The 22940-nt window shown below is 33.6% G+C and carries 20 protein-coding genes; 16 read left to right on the top strand and 4 right to left on the bottom strand.

Annotated features, from left to right (window positions below; all coding sequences use genetic code 11):
• The first annotated feature begins 259 nt into the window (after positions 1–259).
• A complete protein-coding gene (locus tag GXM17_RS12805; protein ID WP_163399714.1) occupies positions 260–2716 on the top strand; it encodes a TonB-dependent receptor in 2457 nt (818 codons plus the stop codon).
• A gap of 32 nt (positions 2717–2748) precedes the next feature.
• On the opposite strand, the gene GXM17_RS12800 is transcribed toward GXM17_RS12805, so the two are convergent.
• The 4 genes from GXM17_RS12800 to drt3a all read right to left on the bottom strand — a co-directional run bounded on the left by GXM17_RS12800 (position 2749) and on the right by drt3a (position 7381).
• Positions 2749–2892, bottom strand: a complete 144-nt coding sequence (locus GXM17_RS12800; protein WP_163399713.1) for a hypothetical protein — start codon at positions 2890–2892, stop codon at positions 2749–2751.
• 84 nt (positions 2893–2976) lie between these two features.
• Complete coding sequence (locus GXM17_RS12795; protein WP_163399712.1) at positions 2977–3198, bottom strand: hypothetical protein; 222 nt, start codon at positions 3196–3198, stop codon at positions 2977–2979.
• A 356-nt stretch (positions 3199–3554) separates the two neighbouring features.
• Positions 3555–5885, bottom strand: coding sequence for an antiviral reverse transcriptase Drt3b (gene drt3b / locus GXM17_RS12790; RefSeq protein WP_163399711.1), 2331 nt, complete (start codon positions 5883–5885; stop codon positions 3555–3557).
• Positions 5886–5887: 2 nt separating this feature from the next.
• Complete coding sequence (drt3a, locus tag GXM17_RS12785) at positions 5888–7381, bottom strand: antiviral reverse transcriptase Drt3a (RefSeq protein WP_163399710.1); 1494 nt, start codon at positions 7379–7381, stop codon at positions 5888–5890.
• A 249-nt stretch (positions 7382–7630) separates the two neighbouring features.
• Between drt3a and GXM17_RS12780 the strand changes: the two genes are divergently transcribed.
• The 15 genes from GXM17_RS12780 to GXM17_RS12710 all read left to right on the top strand — a co-directional run bounded on the left by GXM17_RS12780 (position 7631) and on the right by GXM17_RS12710 (position 22940).
• A complete protein-coding gene (locus GXM17_RS12780) occupies positions 7631–8839 on the top strand; it encodes an anhydro-N-acetylmuramic acid kinase (RefSeq protein ID WP_163399709.1) in 1209 nt (402 codons plus the stop codon).
• 465 nt (positions 8840–9304) lie between these two features.
• On the top strand, positions 9305–10876 hold the full coding sequence (locus tag GXM17_RS12775) for a glycoside hydrolase family 10-like protein (RefSeq protein WP_163399708.1): 1572 nt from the start codon (positions 9305–9307) through the stop codon (positions 10874–10876).
• Complete coding sequence (locus tag GXM17_RS12770; RefSeq protein WP_163399707.1) at positions 10863–12134, top strand: MFS transporter; 1272 nt, start codon at positions 10863–10865, stop codon at positions 12132–12134. The genes GXM17_RS12775 and GXM17_RS12770 overlap by 14 nt, the downstream gene beginning before the upstream one ends.
• Before the next feature lie 21 nt (positions 12135–12155).
• Complete coding sequence (locus GXM17_RS12765) at positions 12156–12497, top strand: hypothetical protein (RefSeq protein ID WP_163399706.1); 342 nt, start codon at positions 12156–12158, stop codon at positions 12495–12497.
• Between the two features lie 6 nt (positions 12498–12503).
• Positions 12504–12851 carry a zinc ribbon domain-containing protein gene (locus GXM17_RS12760; RefSeq protein ID WP_163399705.1) on the top strand — a complete coding sequence of 116 codons (348 nt, stop codon included), beginning with the start codon at positions 12504–12506 and terminating at the stop codon, positions 12849–12851.
• Between the two features lie 256 nt (positions 12852–13107).
• Entirely contained in the window at positions 13108–13557 is a 450-nt protein-coding gene (locus GXM17_RS12755; protein ID WP_163399704.1) for a GNAT family N-acetyltransferase, read from the top strand.
• Positions 13558–13559: 2 nt separating this feature from the next.
• A complete protein-coding gene (locus tag GXM17_RS12750; protein WP_163399703.1) occupies positions 13560–15173 on the top strand; it encodes a glycoside hydrolase family 3 protein in 1614 nt (537 codons plus the stop codon).
• A gap of 124 nt (positions 15174–15297) precedes the next feature.
• Positions 15298–15936, top strand: a complete 639-nt coding sequence (locus tag GXM17_RS12745; RefSeq protein ID WP_073416931.1) for a peroxiredoxin — start codon at positions 15298–15300, stop codon at positions 15934–15936.
• A 164-nt stretch (positions 15937–16100) separates the two neighbouring features.
• The gene (locus GXM17_RS12740; RefSeq protein ID WP_163399702.1) at positions 16101–16409 is read left to right on the top strand and encodes a thioredoxin family protein; all 309 of its coding nucleotides are present in this window, start codon (positions 16101–16103) and stop codon (positions 16407–16409) included.
• 109 nt (positions 16410–16518) lie between these two features.
• Positions 16519–16776: a DUF6952 family protein gene (locus GXM17_RS12735; RefSeq protein WP_008462029.1), complete on the top strand. Its 258-nt coding sequence runs from the start codon at positions 16519–16521 to the stop codon at positions 16774–16776.
• 643 nt (positions 16777–17419) lie between these two features.
• Positions 17420–17917, top strand: a complete 498-nt coding sequence (gene tpx, locus GXM17_RS12730) for a thiol peroxidase (RefSeq protein WP_163399701.1) — start codon at positions 17420–17422, stop codon at positions 17915–17917.
• Positions 17918–17926: 9 nt separating this feature from the next.
• Positions 17927–18301, top strand: a complete 375-nt coding sequence (locus GXM17_RS12725) for a diacylglycerol kinase family protein (protein ID WP_163399700.1) — start codon at positions 17927–17929, stop codon at positions 18299–18301.
• Between the two features lie 20 nt (positions 18302–18321).
• Positions 18322–20778 (top strand): DNA translocase FtsK, encoded by a 2457-nt coding sequence (locus tag GXM17_RS12720; RefSeq protein WP_163399699.1) that lies wholly within the window; start codon positions 18322–18324, stop codon positions 20776–20778.
• Positions 20779–20829: 51 nt separating this feature from the next.
• A complete protein-coding gene (gene lolA1, locus GXM17_RS12715; protein ID WP_482788937.1) occupies positions 20830–21477 on the top strand; it encodes an outer membrane lipoprotein periplasmic chaperone LolA1 in 648 nt (215 codons plus the stop codon).
• An 8-nt stretch (positions 21478–21485) separates the two neighbouring features.
• Positions 21486–22940, top strand: coding sequence for an LptF/LptG family permease (locus GXM17_RS12710; RefSeq protein WP_163399697.1), 1455 nt, complete (start codon positions 21486–21488; stop codon positions 22938–22940).

The raw sequence follows: 22940 nt of genomic DNA, 5'->3' as shown, positions 1-22940 counted from the left end.
TCCTTTGTTTTTATTCTAAATTAAGAAAATTACGCACTGACTTTTCAGTGTTTACGCCATAATGCTGCGAACTTCTGCCTTTTTCTGCTTTACGTCTTTTTGATAAGTGTATTTTTAGCATTTATTTTTAATTGCTTACACTAAAAAAAGTTTAGTTACTTTTTTAGTTTAAACTTTATTTAGAATAATTAAAAATAATTTTGGATAAAACGATATTAGCCATTACTTTTGCGTCATAAAAATTAATCTTTTACCAAAAATGAAAATGAATACCATAAAAAAAATGCTGTTTAGTTTATTGTTTTTGAGTTCATTAACCGTAATGGGTCAGGAACTTGGAAAAGTAAGCGGTAAAGTGTCATTAAGTGGAAATTTTCCTGCAGGGAATATTTCTATAAAATTAAAAGGAACAAAGTACGCAGTTCTTACGAATGAAAACGGACAATATGAAATTAAGTCTGTTAAACCGGGAAGTTACGTTATTAGCATTAATTCTATCGGAATTAAGTCGGTAGAAGAAAAAATTGAAGTAATAGCAAAACAGACCACTACAAAAAATTTCACGCTTTCTGAAAGCCAGGAAGACCTTGATGAAGTAATCATTACAAAAAACAAGTACAAACAAGACAAGCCGTCAATGTCATTGCGTCTTCAGACTCCTGTACTTGAAATTCCGCAAAACATTCAGATTGTAAGTGCTCAGACTTTAAAAGACCAACAAATTACAAGCATGAGCGACGGAGTTATTCGTAATGTGAGTGGTGCCGTTCGTTTAGAGCACTGGGGAGATATGTACACCAATATTAGTATGCGCGGATCGCAAATCCAGGCTTTTAGAAATGGTTTCAACGTAGTTTCTTCTTTCTGGGGACCACTTACAGAAGATATGAGCTTTGTAGATCATATTGAATTTGTAAAAGGACCTGCAGGTTTTATGCTTTCAAGCGGAGATCCAAGTGGTCTGTACAATGTGGTAACAAAAAAACCAACCGGAATTACCAAAGGAGAGGCCAGCGTTTTAGCAGGAAGCTACGCCTTTTACCGTGCAAGTATTGACCTAGATGGAAAATTTGATAAAGACGGAAAATTCCTTTACCGTTTTAATGGTGCTTTTCAAAAGAAAGGATCCCACAGACCTTTTGAACATAATGACCGCTACGTAATCGCACCGGTTTTATCTTACAAATTGAGCGACAAAACCAAAGTAACATTAGAATACAATGGGCAGTTTGCCAACATGAGCGAAGTAGGTTCGTATTATGTTTTTAGTTCGGCAAATGAAGGTTATGCAACAACTCCTGTAGATTTCACAATGACTCAGCCAGGTTTGCCTGATACAAAAATTAATGACCACAGCGGTTATTTAATGTTTGAACACAATTTTGACAGCGACTGGAAATTAACAGCACAAACCTCATATTTTAAATATATAATGGACGGTTACAGTTCATGGCCAGGTGCTGTCGGACCTGTAAGTGTAGATACTAATGATGATGATATTGTAGATACTGAAGTTTTGTCTGAAGGAGAAATTATCAGAAGTGTTAGTATTTGGGATGCAGAAAGCGATATGTTTTTAGGTCAGATTTTCGTGAATGGAAAATTCAATACAGGCCCTGTAAGTCATAAAGTTTTGGGAGGTATGGATTTAGGAAGAAAAGATTATATGGCCGATTGGGGACAAACTCACGCATTAGATACTTTAGAAGATCCATTTAATGTTTTAAATCCGGATTATGGTACGCCTGCGAATGGGCTGCCAAATTTTGATGAAAGTACCCCTTTGAGCCAGAGAGCCGCAGGATTATATGGTTCGCAATATGCAGCCGGATATGTTCAGGATGAATTAGGTTTCTTTGAAAATAAATTAAGATTAACACTTGCAGGCCGTTACACCTGGATTAAACAAACGAGTAGTTACAGTGATCCTGCTGCAGATAGCCACATTACGCCTCGTATTGGGTTAAGCTGGTCAATAACCCCTTCTTTCGCTGTTTACGGAGTTTACGATCAGGCATTCACGCCACAGTCCGGAAGAGTGAGACCTACAGAAACTATAAAACCACTTACAGGTACAAACCGTGAGATTGGTATTAAAAAAGACTGGTTTAACGGTACCTGGAGCACCACCGTATCTGCTTATAGTATCATTAAACAAAATGAATTGACTACAGATCCTGTTCAACCTGGACCAGACGACGATTTTTATGTACCGGGAGTTATGTACAGTACAACATTAGGAGAAAAAACAGCTCAGGGTTTTGAGGTTGATTTAAGAGGTAAAATTGTTGATGGCTTAAACTTAATAGCAAACTATGCGTTTACAGAATCTAAAGTAACCGATTCAAATGTCAGCACTTTTAAAGAAGGTGACATAGTTCCGGGATACTCAAAACATGTAGCTAATGCATGGCTGAATTATGTAGTTCCATCAGGTGTATTAAAAGGTTTCGGTGCATCAGTCGGAGGAACTTACCTTGCAGGTCGCCTAACTGATACCTGGAGCGAAGGATTAGAAAGATTACCAAATTACTTTAAGTTAGATGGGGGATTATCTTATGAAACCCGTAAATTCAAAGTAACGGCTAACGTATTTAATATTTTAGATGAATATTTGTATAGTGGTTCATTTTACCAATGGGTTAGTAACGGAGTTTACTACTGGCAAACAGAACCACCTAGAAACTTTAGAGTTGGTGTAACTTACAAATTCTAAAAACAATTCTGTTCTATCATAAAAAAACCGCCTCAAAGTGCTATTTGAGGCGGTTTTTGTATGTAATAAGTTCTGTTATTAGCAGGAGCTGATTCCTGCTGTACGCTGTATCTTTTATGCCGAACCCCGGCACAAAAGGATGTCGCTGCCATCAGGGCTAGGGCTTTAGGTTTCATAAGAAGTTTTGTTGTAAACTAATTGACAAGAAATACATACCAACGATGCCTCATGCAATATTTACAACATCTACTTACTGCAATTTACTTTGATTTATTGACCGTATAAATTCCGCCTGCAAGTAAAATGACGGCCAGCCCTAAATAAAGATACCCCTGTTCCTTACCCGATTCGTTGGAAGCGTCAATTTTCAGCCCTAATAAATTAATTTCTTTTGTATTGTCAGCAATTTTGTTGGCACCTACATACCCTACACAGAGACTAATAACGATCAGAATTATTCCTATTATTTTTGATGGATTCATGTTTTTTGAATTTAATTGTTTCTCTAATTTAAGAAAAATATTTTTTAATCAGATGGTAATAGTCTTTTTTATCCTGATTGATACAACGATAGCGCGGATTTGTAATCCGTGCCCGCAAAGTATATTTTTTTGGCTTTTCTTATGTTCAATCTTGGTGGGCACGGATTGCAAATCCGCGCTATCGGGTTAAGTTATATTTTTTTCAAAAGAATGGTAGAAATTTAGTATAGAACGTAATTTAAAAAGTAACCCCCGACATAGGTTACCTTATTTATCTCTTCCAAACTCAACTTTAGAGCATGAAAGAAGCTACTTGTGTGTGGTGTCATTACTGACTGTCGGTGGTAGCAATATTTTTAGTAAACTTCCTGACTTCTTTTAGCTTGCAATTCCAATCTAAAATCAAATTCTGTCCATTTAATGAACCAAAATTTTTCTTGCTTAATAAAATTAACCTGATTGTCATTAATATCGACCAAAGTTAACAATTCTTTCTTAAATTTATGTTTATCAACGTGTTTAATGACATTATTCTTTAGATAGAAAATAAATGTGAGTAATTTTTGTTTTCTATTATCGACATCTGAAGAATCATCTTTATTTAACTCTTGGATATATAGATTTGTCCACAAATTTAGTTTTAATAAAATTTTTTGTTCAAGAAATTGAACTGATTCAATTGAGTTGATTTGCTTTGAAATTTTACTAATGGTATTGATATAATTATCTGACTCTAGTGCTGTAAACGGCTGTAAAATTGCATTTTCCAAATTTTCAAATTCAAGAAATAAATTTTTATTTTCTATACTGTCAATTGAATTGTTCAAAAAAGGACAACTTAAAACATCCATTAACAAAAGTACTAATTCTGTATCCATTTTCCACTTTTTATCTAAAATGGAATTTTTGAATTTGTCTAAAATATACACTCTCATTAGGGATTTAATGGGAGCATACATATGAATATCTTTAATATAGAATAGAAGCACCGTAATCGAAAAATAATTTAAAGGATGAACAATTTCAAAAGTATTATCCGAATGTATTTTAATATTAAAATACGAGCATAAGATGTTAATATTAAGTCTGTATTCTCTACCAAGTTGACTAAGCGCAATCAGCAGATATAATGTCTCAACTTGAGTTTCATCTTTAGTTTTGTTTTTTTGCAGTATTAAAAAAATTTCGTCTGAGATTTTTTTGAAAATATTATGCTTATGATTACATGAAAATGGTTCAACATAATTATTTGTCTTGTTCTTCTTAAGAAAGCAAATTATTTTATCAATAATCAAGCACAGTTTAATAGTGGAATTAACTCTGGGCGATACTGAATATAAGAAAAATGCAACATCTAAAATCTCAAGAAATCCCTTTTCAAATTCTTTTTCGCTTAATTTAGGGTTTTCAGTTTTTTCTTTTTTAAATTTATTAATAAGTTTTGCAGTTTTCTTATCTAGTACCGCAAGGCTATAGTTCATAATATCCTTATATTCAACACCGGTTTCCTTAACAATTGATTTAAATCGTGTAATCACATTATTCGATGAAAAGTATAATTCTGGGTTACTTTGATCATCTTCAGTCACTTTTTGATTTTCAATTAACTTTAAATGATCATTAAACAAATCACTGATCTTTTGCTTTGCTAAACTAATTTCTGTAATAATAGGTTTATCATAAACAATTGATTTGTTTTCATTTACATACATTTTATATTCACTAAGACATAGTTTAAATTCCTTTAATATTCTTTGTGAATCGACTTCATTATTATAAAAGATAAAGTAATCATCAACATATCTAAATGCTTCATAGTCTATTTTATGAATAAGATTTTTACCATTTTCATCTGTAATCTTTAACTTGTCAAATATGTCTTTGTCAATTTGTTGAAGAATTATTTCTGCGAAAATTCGTGAAAATTCAGGTCCAATTATTATTCCATTAGTTTCATTAGCATTAAGTTTCTGCATTAAGTTATCAAATTCTCCACCAAAAGTTTTTAAGGAATGAACAACATTATCTTTTACAATTTGTTTATTTAGAATTGCCCATGAAATTGTATGTGTATAAATACTATCGAAACATTTTGAAATGTCAATTCTTAAAAGTTTACTATATTTTTTTTCACATCGATGAAATTGATACGATTCAAAAAATTTGTGAATGTTACTGTATTTTTGGTAAGTGAAGTACGATTTTAAATTCTCATATTCACTTTCATCTTGTTCAATTTGAGAATGTTCCAGATCTCCATCTTGATTCTTTTTATGAAGCAGGTCATTGTAAAAAGTAAATTTTGCTACACTTGCGGGTCTTCTAATGGAAAAAGGGCTAATAGTGCAATAGTAAAGTATTAAACTTTTATACTTTTCATAGAATTCAATTACTCTTAATTGATTACTAGGATGAATGAGACTTAATTTTCTAAAGTCATTTACCCTATGATTTATATTAAATATGAAAGGACGGGTTATTTCTTCACGACTAAATAAAATAGATTCAATCTCTGCAAAAGCTTTATTTTTTTTGTTTTTATACCCAAGACTTTTTTCACTTTTCTCTCTCTTTAACAAGTACTTATAAAAGTATCTGTTTGAAAATAAAAGAGGAGTCTCATATGGCAAAACATCTGAAAGGGCTACTCGTTCCTTGCAATCTATAATAGGTATTTTTTTTCTCATAGTTATAATTTTTTCCAAATACCTAATACTTTACTGTTTTGAAATGACCTGAAATTAAAATTCAGAAAAAGCTTATTTTTAAAACCTTTTTCGAAGGATAATTTATTTAGTTTACTAACCAATATAATATTACTTGCATTTTCAATCTTTAATATTTCTTCTTTCAATGTTTTATCCAATACTTTCAATTCATCTGTCGTATTTAAAAACTCATTTGAAAAATAAATTCCAACAAAAACATTTTTTTTTCGCCTAAATAATTGAAAATTATTAGTTAAAAATTTCATTCTTAAAAGTAAAATTCTGTTTATACTATTTTCTCTTCCGGCATATTTAATTTTTTCTAATTGATAGTTTTCAAATGCAGAAATAATTTTCTTTTTGTAACGTTCTAATTTATTTTCTGACATTAAAATTTTAAGAGGTAGCTTTTCAATCCAATATGTTTCTTTGTCACTTTTTTTCTCGTATCCAATAATAAATTGATATCCTAAATATGTTAAATTATATTTTTTAGAAGTTTTTCTATCTTTTTTTTCTTTCCTAAGATCTATTAAAAAAGTTTTTTCCAAATTTAGATCCAAACCTGAAGTTCTAAATAAAATCGATTTTATTTCATTTCTGTATTTTGATGTTGAAATATTCTCATTTCTTAAAGTAGGAGTTATAACAATAATTATGTCGTCAACATATCTAGCAAAATATGTAACACTATTACTTGAAGAAATCTTTCTGTCAAAATCCCTCATATAAATTTCTGCAAGATATGCACTTATACCGATTCCTCGCGGTATACCAACTCTTTCATCTGAGTTAGTTTTTATACCATCATCAATTAAAATTTTCCAATATTGATTTAATATGTCTCGAATTATTCGTTTTGAAGGATAGCTAAGTAAACTATTTTCTTCTATTTTTGATAGAAGATGTTTATGAGGAATTGTTTCATAAAAACTTTTGATATCTGTACGAATAATAACTTTTGGAAATCCATCGTCAAAAAGAATTTTTAGTTGAGATATTATACTTTTTCTGTCTGCCTGTTTAACTTTAAATGTTTTATAAATATTTCGTTGTAACTGTTTAAGTACAAAGTAATGTTCAGGTTTATCATCAGCAACATATAATTGACTATTAAATTTTATTTGACCCTTTGTTATTTTAATTCGATATTCATCGCTATTAGTTCTTTCACTTAAGCACGATAATATTTCAAGTCTTTTTTGCTCTCTTTCTTCCTTAAGTAAATTCTTTTGTTGTAATAACTCATCATACATTTGAAAATCCTGTGGAGCTTTTACAATTATTTTTTTTAACTTCTGATATTCGTCGTCAATTAATTTATTAATTGCAATAATTTTTTCAGTAATATCTCTAGAATCTTCAAAAATATCATCCGTATCAAAAAATTTTTCATCTTCTAAATACCTACCCTTCCTATTTTCAACATCAAGTATAATTCGGAAATTTTCATAGGAAAAAGATTGATCAAGCATTGTTTATATTTTTTGCAAGAGTTTATAAAATAGAATTAATTAACAAATATCATTTTAAATTCATTTATATTTTACTGAAAACCAAATTTTTTATGATTTTTAAATTTTCCTTTTCAAAAATATCAATTAACAAATCTAAACAACCAAGTATTAATACCCGTTTTTCCCAACCCAAAAAAATCCCCAACTTTCCCTAAATTTATCCCCAAAACATTCCGATTTTAGCATTATTAAAAAGCCTCCATCAAAATGAACAAAAACATAACTGCTCTCTACAACATCGCCCAAAAACAAACCCGAAAAATACTGGGCTTAATGTCCGGAACTTCGCTTGACGGGCTTGATATTGCGCTTTGTGCTATTTCTGGTGCGGGCGAAAATACAAGTGTCACAATTCTCGAATTTGAAACCATAAATTATTCGGAAGATATTAAAACCGAAATCAGAAAAGTGTTTGCTAAAAAAACAATCGATTTTCAGCATTTGGCTCTACTTAACGAATGGATCGGAATCCTGCACGCCGGTATGGTCAATGATTGTCTTCAAAAATGGAATATTCCCCCACACGAAGTTGACTTAATTGCCTCGCACGGACAAACGGTTTTGCACGCTCCGAAGTTTTTGCATCAGCAGGAAAAATTTCCAAATGCGACTTTACAAATTGGGGACGGTGATCATATTGCGGTAAAAACCGGAATTATTACACTATCTGATTTCAGGCAGAAACATGTTGCAGCAGGTGGCGAAGGAGCGCCTTTGGCAGTTTATGGTGATTATTTATTGTTTAGTAAAAAAGGCGAAAACCGAATCATGCTCAACATGGGCGGGATAGCGAATTTCACGTATTTGTCCGCTTCCCTAAACGCTGAAGATGTTTTTGTAACCGATACCGGAACTGCCAATACCTTGATTGACATTTTTACCAAACATTATTTCCCTGAAAAAAATTACGATAAAGATGCGGAAATCGCCCAAAGTGGAATCGTAAATCAAACCCTTTTATCGGAACTAAAAAATAATGCTTTCTTCCGGAAAAGCTTTCCAAAAACCATCGGTCAGGAATTGTTCAATAAAGGTTTTGTCGATTCAGCACTTTCAAAAACCAAACTCGAAAACATTTCGGCATCAGATTTGCTGGCTACTTTGACAAGGCTAAGTGCCGAAACAATTGCTGAAGCGATTCAGTTTGTGGTTAAAAACAGCGGAACACCAATTGCGGAGTTTAAGATTTACATGTCGGGAGGCGGCACTAACAATCCGTTACTGGTAAAATGGTTGAAAGAATTATTGCCTTGCGAATTTCAAAAAAGCGATGATCTGGGTATTTTAAGCGATGCGAAAGAAGCGGTTTTATTTGCTGTTTTAGCTAATGAAACGGTTGCCGGCGGAAATTATAATTTTGGTACCAACAAAGGAATTCCTTCTGTCACAATGGGAAAAATTTCTTTTCCGGATTAGTAGGGTTTTGACGCGAATTATTAAAAATATGCCACAGATTAAGGATTAATCATTCTGTTTGAAAAAAAAAGTCCACCACAAATTACACTAATTTTCGCAAATTTTTTGCTTGATATTGCGAAAAATAATTAGCGGGAATTTGTGAAATTTGTGGTAAAAAAATAGATTAGTATTGAATATTTTAATTTTTAATCTGTAGAAAAAAAAATTGAAGCATACAGCTGATGTATTTCAAATAAATAAAATGCCTTTATAAGCCAAGAAAACTATGCTTCTATGTGTATAAAAAAGATCGCCAAAATTATTCTTGTCAAACATTAGCAGAAAAATTAGTGAACATTAGTGCAATTCGTGGCAAAAAAAATATATGAAATTCAAATAAATACCTTTAAAATTATAATCACTAAATTATTTACGATAGTCCGTTAAAAAAACTATTTTTGGTTTCTGTTAAAAAAGATTGAAATGCATAAAAATCAGCACCTAATATTCTCTATCATATTCTTATTTATCTTTGGATGGAACACCACTTCACAGGAAAAATTAAATCATCCTAAAAACGAATTTAGAGGTGTCTGGATTGCAACTGTCGTAAACATTGACTGGCCCAAAACGGCTGTTGATAATGTTGAAAAAGAAAAAACTGATTACATTGCGATTTTAGAGGCATACAGAAAACTGAATTACAATGCCGTAATCGTTCAGATCAGAAGTGTTGGTGATGCTTTTTATCCTACAGAACTGGCTCCGTGGTCCAGATTCTTAACCGGAAAAGAAGGTCAGGCGCCTAGTCCTTATTACGATGCACTGGCCTGGATGATTGAGCAGGCGCACGACAGAGGTTTTGAGTTTCATGCGTGGATGAATCCGTACCGTGCGACTTTCGATTTAAACAAACAGCAATTGAGCCCAAATCACGATATTTTTAAACATCCGGAATGGATGATTGAATATGGCGGAAAATACTATTATGACCCTGCCCTGCCTGAAGTTCAGTCGCATTTAACTAAAGTTGTGAAAGAAGTAGTCGATAAATACGACATCGATGCTATTCACTTTGATGATTATTTTTATCCGTATGCCGTTCCCAGAAAAGTGTTTAACGACACCGCATCCTACAAAAAATACGGAAGCGGTCTGTCACTTGCCGACTGGCGACGGGCGAATGTGAGCAATTTTGTGCACACGATTTCTACCACCATAAAAGCCAGTAAACCATGGGTGCAATTCGGAATCAGTCCGTTTGGGGTTTGGCGAAATAAATCCGTTGATCCTAAAGGTTCTGAAACGCAGTCAACATCTAATTACGACGATTTATATGCCGATCCTGTTTTATGGATGGACCAAAAATGGATCGATTATATCCTTCCACAGTTGTACTGGAGCATGAACAATCGTATTGCAAACTATTCTAAATTAGTAAAATGGTGGTCAGAAAACTCAAAAAACACTGCAATCTACATTGGTCACGCATCTTATAAAATCAGAGGCGACAGTGATAAAAGTTGGAATTTCATGACAGAAATCCCAAATCAGGTTGATTATTTGAGAGGTTTCAAAAACGTAAGCGGAAGTGCTTATTTCAGTGCCAAATGGTTCATGGACAAGAACTTTGATATTTCACGCCATTTAGAAGAAAATCAGTATAAATATCCGGCTCTCCCACCGGCAGTTCCAAATCTAAAACGTATTATTATCGACACGCCGTTTATAAATGAATATGCAAAAGACAGTCTCCGATATACATTCAGTATAAAATCACCATTAAATACAAAAGTGAGGTACTTAGTGATTTATGGAGCTGATCATATTTCGAAAATCGATATTAATGACCCCAGACAAATTATTGAAAAAGTAAGGGTACACGAAAACGAAGGCGGAATTTTGCTTTCTGTAGCCATACAAAAAATCAATCAGTACAAAGCTTGTGCGGTAACATTTATTGATTATTTTGCAAACGAAAGTACACCGACTATTATCGATTTAAAAAAAACATTTAAAAATTATATCCCTGCCCAGCCAAATGAAAACAGATAACAAACCGTGGTTTTGGATTCCGCTTCTCAATTTTGCTTCCGGACTGCCTTATGCTGTCATAATTTCGGTTTCGGTAATTATGTACAAAAATCTGGGTATTTCAAATGAAGATATTGGCGTTTACACCAGTTTATTGTATTTACCATGGGTCATAAAGCCGCTTTGGAGTCCTTTTATTGAGTTGACAGGAACCAAAAGGAAATGGTTTTTGTCGATGCAGCTACTGATTTCAATTGCCTTTTTGCTGGTCGGATTTACCATTCCGACAAATGGATTTTTCATGATGACTTTAGCCATATTTTGGGTTGCAGCTTTTGCTTCGGCTTCGAATGATATTGCGAGCGATGGTTTTTATTTATTGGTTTTGCCAAAAGAACAGCAGTCGTTTTTCCTCGGAATCAGAAGTACTTTCTACAGATTATCAATGCTGGCAGGAAACGGATTGATTGTACTTTTTGCCGGATATCTGGAACATAAATATGGTGACAATACAAAAGCCTGGTCCTACACCATGATTGCGGTTGGTTTACTAATGACATTCATAACGCTTTACAATTTCCTTTTTACTCCTAAAAACGAAATCAACGCTGCAGAAAACAAAGAAGCGCATCATCATCAAAGCTTCGGAACTATTTTTATCAGCTTTTTCAGGAAAAAACAAATCGGATTAATTCTGACTTTCATTCTGGTTTTCAGATTAGGAGAATCGCAGTTGCTTAAAATGCTCAGTCCGTTTTTGCTTGACGGAAAAGAATTAGGCGGAATGGGACTCGATACAGAAGCAGTTGGAATAATTTACGGGACATTTGGCGTTGGCGCTTTAACTTTAGGAGGGATTTTGGGCGGAATTGCAATTTCAAAACAAGGTCTTACCAAATGGATGTTTCCCATGTTTTTAGCGATGCATTTACCTATAATTGGTTTCATCTTATTAGCTTTTTTTCATCCGGCATCTATCTATTACATTTACGTCGTTGTAATTTTAGAACAGTTCGGTTACGGCTTTGGATTTACAGCTTTTATGATGTATCTGATTTATGTTGCAGAAGGAGAATCAAAAACAGCACATTATGCACTGGCAACCGGCTTTATGGCAATGGGAATGATGCTTCCGGGAATGTTGAGCGGTTTTATACAACAATATTTAGGCTATCAAAACTTCTTTATTTGGGTTTTCATAGCTACAATTCCAGGTCTTATTTTATCACGTTTTTTAGTTTTTCCGAAAGATTTCGGAAAAAAATCAGAAGAAGTTTAACCCCAAATCAAACTTTTACCTATGGAAATCAATGAAAATTTGCAGGCCGAACGCAACCTGAAAGGAGCTGAGTTCGAAAAAAACGGAAATCTTGAAAAAGCAATTGAATTGTATGAAGAAAATGTTGCGGAAAGCTTTAAAGGAAATCATCCTTACGACAGACTAGCGAATATTTACAAAATCCAACTGGATCTCGACAATGAAATTCGGGTTTTAGAAAAAGCAATTATTGTGTATGAAGAAATCACAATAGAGGACCGCTTAGAAGGACTTCCAAAACTTTTTCGCTTTAAAAACCGACTGGAAAAAGCAATTGAAACCAAAAAACAATTGGTTAAACAAAAGAAAGCCAAACTGAAATAAAAAGTTATGAAAAAAAAATGTTCAAATTGTCAAACAGAAAACGACATAAATTCAAAATATTGCTCAGTTTGTGGTTTTCAATTACCGATTACCGATTACGAAAATTTAAAACCGGAAGTTGAAGATTTGAAAGCAAAAAAGCCGAAAAGAAAATTTGATATTAAAACTTTCATAGGATTTATAATCGGATTTATAATAATGTTTTTTGTTACACAATCCCTATTTAAGCCATCAATTGACAAGCAACTCGTTGAATTTGCTAATGAGTTTAATAAAACTTGTCCAATGAATATTGATGAATCTACAACTTTGAAGAATGTAGTTGCGTTACCAAACAAAAACAATTCAGTATAATTATGTTTTAATTGGAATAGCAAAAGCTGATGTTAAAATCGATACAGTAAAAAAATATATTTTCCCGGGAATTTTACAAAATGTAAAAACAAACCCGGGTATGAAGTTGTTTAGAGATAATAAAGTTACCCTAAATTATTATTATTCGGATAAAAACGGAGAATACGTAACTGAGTATATTGTGAGACCTGAAATGTACGAGTAGAATATAAAAACATCTATCAATAAAGTTTGATAATAAAATTAAAATTGTATAATGATCGCCTTAAAAAGAACCAATTCAGACGATATCGATTTTATAAATCTGGTTACTTTGTTAGATCAGGATTTAGCGATTAGAGACGGAGAAGATCATGCGTTTTATAATCAGTACAATAAAACGGACAAAATAAAACATACTATCGTTTATTACGAAAACGGAATTCCGGTGGGCTGTGGTGCTTTCCGCGAAAAAGAACCCGGAACAACAGAAATCAAACGAATGTACGTTCATCCTGACCACCGAAAAAAAGGAATTGCATCGGCTGTTTTAAAGGAACTTGAAATCTGGGCAAAGGAAGTCGGTTATACTTACACGATACTCGAAACCGGAAAAAAACAGCCCGAAGCCATCAGCTTATATCAAAAATTAGATTACACTATAATACCAAATTATCCGCCTTACGAGGAAATGGATAATAGTGTCTGCATGAAAAAGACTTTATAATAATGAAAATGACAGCCGAAGCATTACGACAAAAAATAGGACAATTTTTCTTTCCAGCCGTTTTTATCAACGATACTGAAGAAAATATTCAGAAAACAGAACGCCTTATCAAAGAATACAATATTGGCGGACTGACCTTTTTTCACAGTCGTGCCAGTGCAGCTACCAATTACGAAAGCAAGCAGAAAATTGTTTTTAACGATGACAGTTACGAAAAAATCAAAGCTTTGATCGTACGTTACCAAAAAGCGGCTTCTACCCCACTTTTAATTAGTATTGATGCCGAATCGGGTTTGGCAATGCGTATCGAAAAAACACCGCAATATCCGTATGCGATTACGCTTGGCGCTTTGCCTGAAAGCAAATCTGAGCTGATTTATGAAGTTGGAAAACAAATCGGACTGGATTTAAAAGCCGCCGGAATTCATTATAATTTAGCACCTTTGGCAGACATCAATAACAATCCAAATAATCCTGTGATTGGATATCGTTCTTTTGGTGAAAACAAAGAAAAAGTAGCCCATTTTGCGGTTGAGTATTTAAGAGGGATGTCGGAAGTTGGTGTTTTAGGGTGTCTGAAACACTTTCCCGGACACGGAAACACCAATGTAGATTCACATTTGGGATTGCCGGTTTTAAAAGAAACTTTAGAAGAGTTACTGGAAAACGAATTGTATCCGTTCATCAAAGGAATTGAAAATAATGTCGATTCAATAATGATCGGACATTTAGCCGTTCCAAGTCTAAATGATGGAAAAGATACTTCCGCAACTTTATCAAAAGTCGTTATTCAGGATCTTTTGCGTGGAAAATTAGGTTATGAAGGTTTGGTAATTTCTGATGCGTTGAACATGCACAGCGTTTCTAAATTGTACGAGACAAAAGGTCAATTAGAATGGGAAGCTTTCAATGCCGGAAACGATGTTTTATGCTTCGCGGAAAATGTTCCGGAAGGAATTGAAGCCATTTATAAAAATGCTTCTCCTGACCGTATTTCCGAAAGCTATGAAAGGATCAGAAAAGCCAAAGAAAAAGTGGGACTATTTTCGAATGAAACTTTCACTTCAGGCGAATTGAATTTCGAAAATGCTTCAAAATTAAACCTTGAAATCGCCCAGAACTGCATCACAAAAATCATTGACAACGGAATTTCAGATTTAGCCGTTGAAGCTGAGAAAAACAACAAATTAGCCAAACTGAGTTTATATAAAAATACAGAAAATACATTCTTCAAAACTTTAAATACAAAACTGCCTTCACCGGAATTTGCTTTTGAAAACTTAGAATCTTCTGATATTTCAGCTATCAAAAATCACTTAGAAAATTTCGAAACCATCATCATTTCATTGTTTGTTCCAAAAGCAAAACCTTTAAATAATTTTGAAATAAATGTTGAAGTTTTAGGGTTGCTTTCGGATTTGCTTCTGACCAAAAAATGTATCATGTATGTTTTCGGAAATCCGTACGTTTTACCCATAATTCCAAATCTTAAAAAAGCTTTCGGATTAATTCAGGCCTATCAGGATTTTGAAGAATTTCAAAAAATAGCAGCAATTCAATTTTTAGAAAAAAATACTTTCAATGGAATTTTACCCGTAAATATTGAAATTCAATAAGTTAAAATTTAAAATAATCAAAACCTATCAACTTATAAATTTTTATAATCACATCTTATTGTAAGCAACTCTACTTATACCCTACTTTTGCACCAGAAATAAATTTTAACGTAAAACGAATATTATGTCTTTAGTAGGAAAAAAATTCCCAAGTATTGCAGTAGATGCTATCTCAGAAATGGGTGATAACTTAAAAATCAACATCTTTGAAGAAGCAGTAAACAACAACAAAAAAGTACTATTGTTCTGGTATCCAAAAGATTTTACTTTTGTATGTCCAACTGAATTACACGCCTTTCAGGCTGCACTACCAGAATTCGAAAAAAGAAATACTATCGTAATTGGTGCTTCCTGCGATACTAACGAAGTTCACTTTGCCTGGTTAAACACTCCAAAAAACAACGGTGGAATCGAAGGTGTAACGTACCCAATCTTAGCGGATACAAACCGTAACTTAGCAAACATTTTAGGTATTCTTGATATCGAATCTACAAGCTACAGCGAAGATACTGATTCAGTTATCATCGAAGGTTCAAACGTAACTTACAGAGCGACTTACCTAATCGACGAAACTGGAAAAATATTCCACGAAAGCGTAAACGACATGCCATTAGGACGTAACGTAAACGAATACTTAAGAATGGTTGATGCTTACACGCACATCCAGACTAAAGGCGAAGTTTGTCCTGCTAACTGGGAAGCTGGTAAAGAAGCTATGACTGCAGACAGAAACAGTACTGCTGAATACTTAAGCGCTAACTAATTTGCAATAACAATTTCAATGGCAATTTCAATATTCAATTCTGACTTTGCCATTGAATTTCAAAATTCTTTCAAAAAACAAACAATAATTTCAATTTGAATTCAATATCAATTGCTTAAAAATTGATTTTTGACATTGAAATTGACATTGAAATTTAAAAAACTATGTTAATCGACTTAAACGAAGACACGTTAGCAGATTTAGTTGCTAAAAACGAAAAAGTAGTAGTACAATATTCAGCTTCATGGTGTGGAAATTGCCGTATTATGAAACCAAAATTCAAAAAATTAGCTGCTGAAAATGAAGCTATCACTTTTGTTTTGGTTGATGCTGAAAATGCTCCGGAATCAAGAAAATTAGCTAACGTAAGCAACCTGCCTACTTTCGCGACTTTCGTAAACGGACAATTAGTTGGTGAAACGCAGACAAATAAACAAGAAGTTTTAATCGATCTTGTTAATGCAATTGCTTAAATTTAGATAGTTAGACTGGCCCGGATTTTTGCACATCTTTGATGTTTTAAAAATTTTAAAGTAAAGTCTAAGAAGTCTAAGAATGTCTAAAATCTAAGAAGTCTAAATTATGAAATTACCAGTAATTAAACATTTAACACAGTTTATCGAAGAAAACGATCAGGATTATATCATTGAAACTATCGAGGTTTTAGAAGCTATGACCGAAATCCCTTCTCTTAAAGACGAAGAATTAGACGTAATCGGTGAACTGATTTCAAATATGTACGGTGCGCTTGAAGTTCAGAAATTGGTAGCACAGGGAACCGATAAAAAAGAAGCTCTAAATACGTTCATGAAACGTGTTTTAGGTTCTATCGACAAATAGTTGCCCACTTAAAAAACAAAAAACAACTGAAGAAGCGTTTCTATTTGGAGACGCTTTTTTGTTTTCAATATTGAGATAATCTTTGCCAGGCTGAGCAGAGTCGAAGCCCACGCAAAGTAAATCTACAAAATCATAATCAATTATCTAATTATCAAATTGCCTCATTATCTAATTATAGTTAGGGCGAGCCACCATCCCGATAAGAGGGCAGACTTTCTTTGCTCCTATTCGCCCTCTTATCAGGACGCTGTCGGGCTGTCCGCGCTACTTCGGTAGCCTGCTCCCATCCCTCTCGCAGGCGAACGGTTTTACGAGATGTTTCGTTTTTCAATCACAGTTTTATGCGTAATTTTGTCATCCCGACGAAGGAGGGATCTCCGCAAGTTGCTCCACAATCTAAGTCATCAATCTTTTTCGAGTTTCTAACGGAGATTCCTCCTTTGTCGGAATGACAAAATCGAGAGTAAAAGCAGTACAACAATATATCCCCAAAAAAAAGTTATTACAAAAAATAAACGACTGATTTGTAAATTCGCTTCTATCCAAAAACCATCTTTAATCTGGCCCTAAACGTATAACAAATACTTTTAGATTCAAATTTTAATCCTTACTTTTGAACCTCATTTAATTTTAAAACAAAAACATGGCTTCAATAACTTTAGGAGGAAATCCTGTAAACACATCAGGTGAATTACCGGCAGTTGGATCGCAATTAGCTGATTTCAAATTAGTACAAAATGATTTATCAGTTGCTTCATTAAGCAACTTTGCTGGTAAAAAATTAGTTTTAAACATCTTCCCGAGTGTTGATACAGGAACTTGCGCTACCTCTGTTAGAAAATTCAATGAAAGTGCAGGCGGATTAGAAAACACAACTGTTTTATGCATTTCAAGAGATTTACCTTTCGCTCAAAAACGTTTTTGTGGAGCAGAAGGATTAGAAAATGTAGTTAACTTATCCGATTTTCAGGAAGGCTCTTTTGGTAAAGCAAATGGCCTGGAAATTGTTGACGGACCTTTAAAAGGTTTGCTTTCAAGAGCTATCATCGTAGTTGATGCTGACGGAAAAGTAGTTCATACAGAACAAGTTCCGGAAATCGCAAACGAACCAAATTACGAAGCAGCTTTAGCAGCTCTATAATTCTATTAAATGAAATTTCAAAAAGACAATACTTTTGTTAAAGGCCGACTTAAAAGCGTTACATACGCTTTTAAGGGGGCTTTAAAACTGATTACTACCGAGCATAGCATTATGGTACAGTTTTCAATCGGAATACTAATGACTATTGCCGGATTCTATTTTGATATTTCACATGAGGAGTGGCTTTTTCAAATCTTTGCAATTGGTCTCGTGCTAAGTATAGAAGGATTGAACACAGCTATTGAAAAAGTTGCCGATTTTATTCACCCCAATTATCACGAGAAAATCGGATTTATTAAAGATATTGCTGCCGGAGCAGTATTTTTTGCCGCAATGACAGCAATGGCAATAGGCTTGATTATTTATATACCAAAATTTATATAGGCAAAACAGGATACGCAGGAATGGCAAAAACAAAAAAAGAAACTTCAGACAAAAAAAACGAATCAAAAAACGAAACTAAAAGATCCTGGAAGTTATCCAAACAACAAAAAATTGTTTTTGGATGTCTTTTGGTGCTATTTTCTATTGCATTATTAGTTGCATTTGTTTCTTTTTATATCAACGGGCAGTGGCAGACAGATCAAAGTGCTGTCAGTCATTTGGACGACCGTAAAGAAGCTGTGCAAAACTGGCTCGGAAAATTCGGGGCCTATCTTGCCGATTTAATTGTATATAAAGGTTTCGGAATTGCTTCATTCATCTTTGTCCGTTTATTTTTCCTCACCGGAATGTTTCTGGCATTAGAACTTTCGATTAAAAAACTAAAAAACACCTGGTTTTGGGATTTATTTGCCATCATAATCGTTTCAGTATTATTCGGCTTTTTTGCCACTTCAGCTCCCGAGTTAGGAGGAACAATTGGATACGAACTTAATTTATTCCTTCAGGATTATATCGGAAAGACAGGTACTTTACTGGCTCTTCTTTTTGGATTAATCGTTTATTTGATTTTCAAAATAAAAGTATCCCCTGAAAAAATCCAGTCCTATTTTGATTCCACTAAAAATGAATTAAAATCAGAATTAAATACAATAAAATCATCTCAGCAGCAAGAACCTGAAAGCGCATATAACCTGGAAGAATTTGCTATTGAGGAAGAAGATCCTGAATTAGACAACATACATCTTAAAACTGTTGATTCTCAATTCGAAATCAACAAAGAGGCTTTAAAGCCGACCATTACAAATTCATCAGAAATTGATTTAAATCCCATTCTAAAACCGGTTGAAATGAATGTAAACCCGGCAGCAGATACGCCGGTTCATCATAACGAGGAGTTCGTTATTGAAAAAGCAGAAGAAGAAGATATTATCGAAGAAAATCTGGCATCCCGGTTAGTTGCTGACTTCGGATTATTTGACCCGACTCTGGATTTATCAAATTATAAATTCCCAACGATCGATTTATTAAAAGAATATTCGACAGGAGGAATTACAATCAACCAGGAAGAGTTAGAAGAAAATAAAAATAAAATTGTAGACACACTTCGTAACTACAAAATTGAAATAGCACAGATAAAAGCAACTGTAGGGCCATCTGTAACTTTATACGAAATTGTTCCGGAGGCCGGAATCAGAATCTCTAAAATCAAGAGCCTAGAAGATGATATCGCCTTATCACTTTCAGCATTAGGAATTCGTATTATCGCGCCAATTCCCGGAAAAGGAACTATTGGTATTGAAGTTCCAAACAAGACTCCAACTATGGTCTCCATGAAAAGTGTTATTGGAGCTGCTAAATTTCAGGAAGCTGAAATGGAACTGCCAATTGCTTTAGGAAAAACCATTTCAAATGAAACTTTTGTTGTCGATTTAGCCAAAATGCCTCACTTATTGATGGCAGGAGCTACAGGACAAGGAAAATCAGTTGGACTGAATGCTGTACTAACTTCGCTTTTATACAAAAAACATCCGGCGGAAGTAAAATTTGTTCTGGTCGATCCGAAAAAAGTCGAACTTACGCTTTTCAATAAAATAGAAAGACATTATTTAGCCAAGCTACCTGATACTGAAGATGCCATTATTACAGATAATGCAAAAGTGGTCAATACCTTAAATTCGCTTTGTACCGAAATGGACAACCGTTATTCTTTATTAAAAGACGCAATGGTTCGCAACATCAAGGAATACAATGAAAAATTCAAGTCCAGAAAATTAAATCCTGAAGCCGGCCACCGCTTTCTGCCTTACATTGTTTTGGTAGTAGATGAATTTGCCGATTTAATTATGACTGCAGGAAAAGAAGTTGAAATACCTATTGCCCGTCTGGCCCAGTTGGCACGTGCTATTGGTATCCACTTAATTATCGCTACCCAGAGACCTTCGGTAAACGTTATTACCGGTTTGATTAAAGCTAATTTCCCTGCGAGAATTGCCTTTAGGGTAACTTCTAAAATTGATTCCAGAACGATTCTGGACACACAAGGAGCAGATCAGCTAATTGGGCGCGGAGATTTATTATACTCGAACGGAAACGACGTAATCCGTGTTCAGTGTGCTTTCATCGACACTCCTGAAGTCGAAAAAATTACAGATTTTATTGGTTCACAAAAAGCGTATGCCACAGCCTATTTGCTTCCGGAGTTTATTGGAGAAGAAACTGGCATCAATCTTGATATGGATATTTCTGAAAGAGATACTTTATTTAGAGAGGCTGCGGAAATTATTGTCAATGCACAGCAAGGTTCAGCTTCATTGTTGCAAAGAAAACTAAAATTAGGCTACAACAGAGCCGGTCGTTTGATTGACCAACTGGAAGCAGCCGGAATTGTTGGACCTTTTGAAGGCAGTAAAGCCCGAAACGTAAATATTTTAGATTTAAGTGCTCTTGATCAATTTTTTAATAATGAACAAAATTAACCCATCATGAAAATGAAAATTCAGGAAATCACAAACAATTCTATTATGAAAATGACTAAAAAGTATCTGCAGGTAGCAATTTTATTGCTTTTGAGTTTTACTTCCGTTCAGGCTCAGGATAAAAAAGCAAAGGATTTATTGAACCAGGTAACAGCCAAGATTAAAAGTTATAATAATATTTCTATTGACTTTAAATATTCTTTAAACAATGCTAAAGAGAATATTAACCAGGACAGCAAAGGAAATGTCATCATGAAAGGAAATCAGTATGTATTGAATTTTATGGGCGTTACTAAAATATTTGACGGACAAAAAACATACACGATTGTACCTGAAGACGAAGAAGTTACTATCTCTAAAGTAACCGAAAAGGATGATAGCGCCATCACGCCTTCAAAAATGCTGACTTTTTTCAATTCCGGATACAAATATAATATGGATATTGTTCAGAATGTTAAAGGAAGAAAAATCCAATATATCAAATTAGTACCAACCAGCGGAAAAGACCAAAGAAAAGAAATCCTTTTAGGAATTGACGTTCAGACAAAACACATTTACAATTTGATCGAAACCGGAAAAAATGGTACAAAAACAACTTTAACGGTTAATTCTTTTAAAACCAATCAGCCTTTATCAAAAAATCAATTTACCTTTGTGGCGAGTAAATACCCAAAGTACTACATCAATAAATTAGATTAATTACAAGGTTGAAAATTTTAGACAAATATTTATTAAAAACATTCCTGATTACATTTACTACGGTATTTGTAATCCTTTTTTTTATATTCATACTGCAAACAGTATGGCTTTTTATTTCTGAATTAGCCGGCAAAGATCTTGATTTGATATTAGTAGTAAAGTTCCTACTATTCTCAATGCCGAGAATTATTCCGCTTGTTTTGCCATTATCTGTTTTATTGGCTTCGATAATGACTTTTGGTAATTTGGCTGAAAATTATGAGTTTGCGGCAATGAAATCTTCGGGCATTTCTCTTCAGCGCGCGATGAGGGTGCTGATTATTTTTATCTTTGTGTTAAGTATTGTTGCGTTTTGGTTTTCTAATAATGTTATTCCGTATGCCGAATATAAATTTGTTAATTTCAGAAAAAATATTGCACAGGCCAAACCTGCAATGGCAATAGCTGAAGGACAATTTAATGATGTCGGCTTCTACAACATCAAGGTAAATAAAAAATCCGGTGAAAACGGAAATATTTTAACAGGAGTTACTATCCATGAGAAGCCTTCAAATATGGGGGAAAACAAAACAGTTATAAAAGCCAAAAACGGAGAATTAATAAGCAGCGAAAAGTCCAGTATTCTACAATTAGTACTTAATGACGGATATTATTATCAGGATGTTACTCCAAAGAAATATGAAGACAGAGCAAAATTGCCTTTTGTAAAAGGGGCTTTCAAAAAACAGATTATCAATATCGACTTATCTGAATTAAATAAAACCGACACTGAAAACGAAAACATTAACAGCACCAGTACAATGCTTAATGTTAATGAGTTGCGCTACACACTCGATTCTTTAAATAAAAACAGAGATAATGAAGTTGTTTCATTTACTGAAAACATAAATCAACGGGTTGGATTATCAAAATTTGTTAGTGTTCAAAAAGAAAAGCAGAAAAAAAAATCATTACCCAACAATCTTTTGTCTGTTTATGATAATAAACAAAAAAAGGCAATTTTAGATATGGCTAGCAGCAATTTAACCAGCACTATCTACTCTATTGAATCTACTCAAAAAGAACTAAAGGACAAACAGCGTGATATCAACAAACACCTTACAGCTCTTTATGAAAAGTTTGTTATCGCATTTGCCTGTTTCTTGATGTTTTTTATCGGTGCCCCATTAGGTGCCATTATTAGAAAAGGAGGACTTGGATTACCCATTGTATTTGCTGTTTTAATCTTTATTACATTCCATTTTATTAATACCTTTGGAAAAAGACTTTCACAAGAAGGCGGAATGACACCATTCATGGGAGCATGGATGTCTTCGTTCATATTATCCCCTTTGGCAATTTTATTGACTTACCGGGCTACTAATGATAATGGTCTTATCAATTTTGATATTATTATAACTCCTATTCAACAAACATTTCAAAAAATTTCCGAGCGATTTTTCCCAGCTCAAAAACAACAATAA

The sequence above is a fragment of the Flavobacterium fluviatile genome (assembly GCF_010645065.1).
Taxonomy (GTDB): domain Bacteria; phylum Bacteroidota; class Bacteroidia; order Flavobacteriales; family Flavobacteriaceae; genus Flavobacterium; species Flavobacterium fluviatile.
The sequence above is the reverse complement of the archived record's forward strand: the minus strand, read 5'-3'. Positions and strand labels throughout refer to the sequence as shown.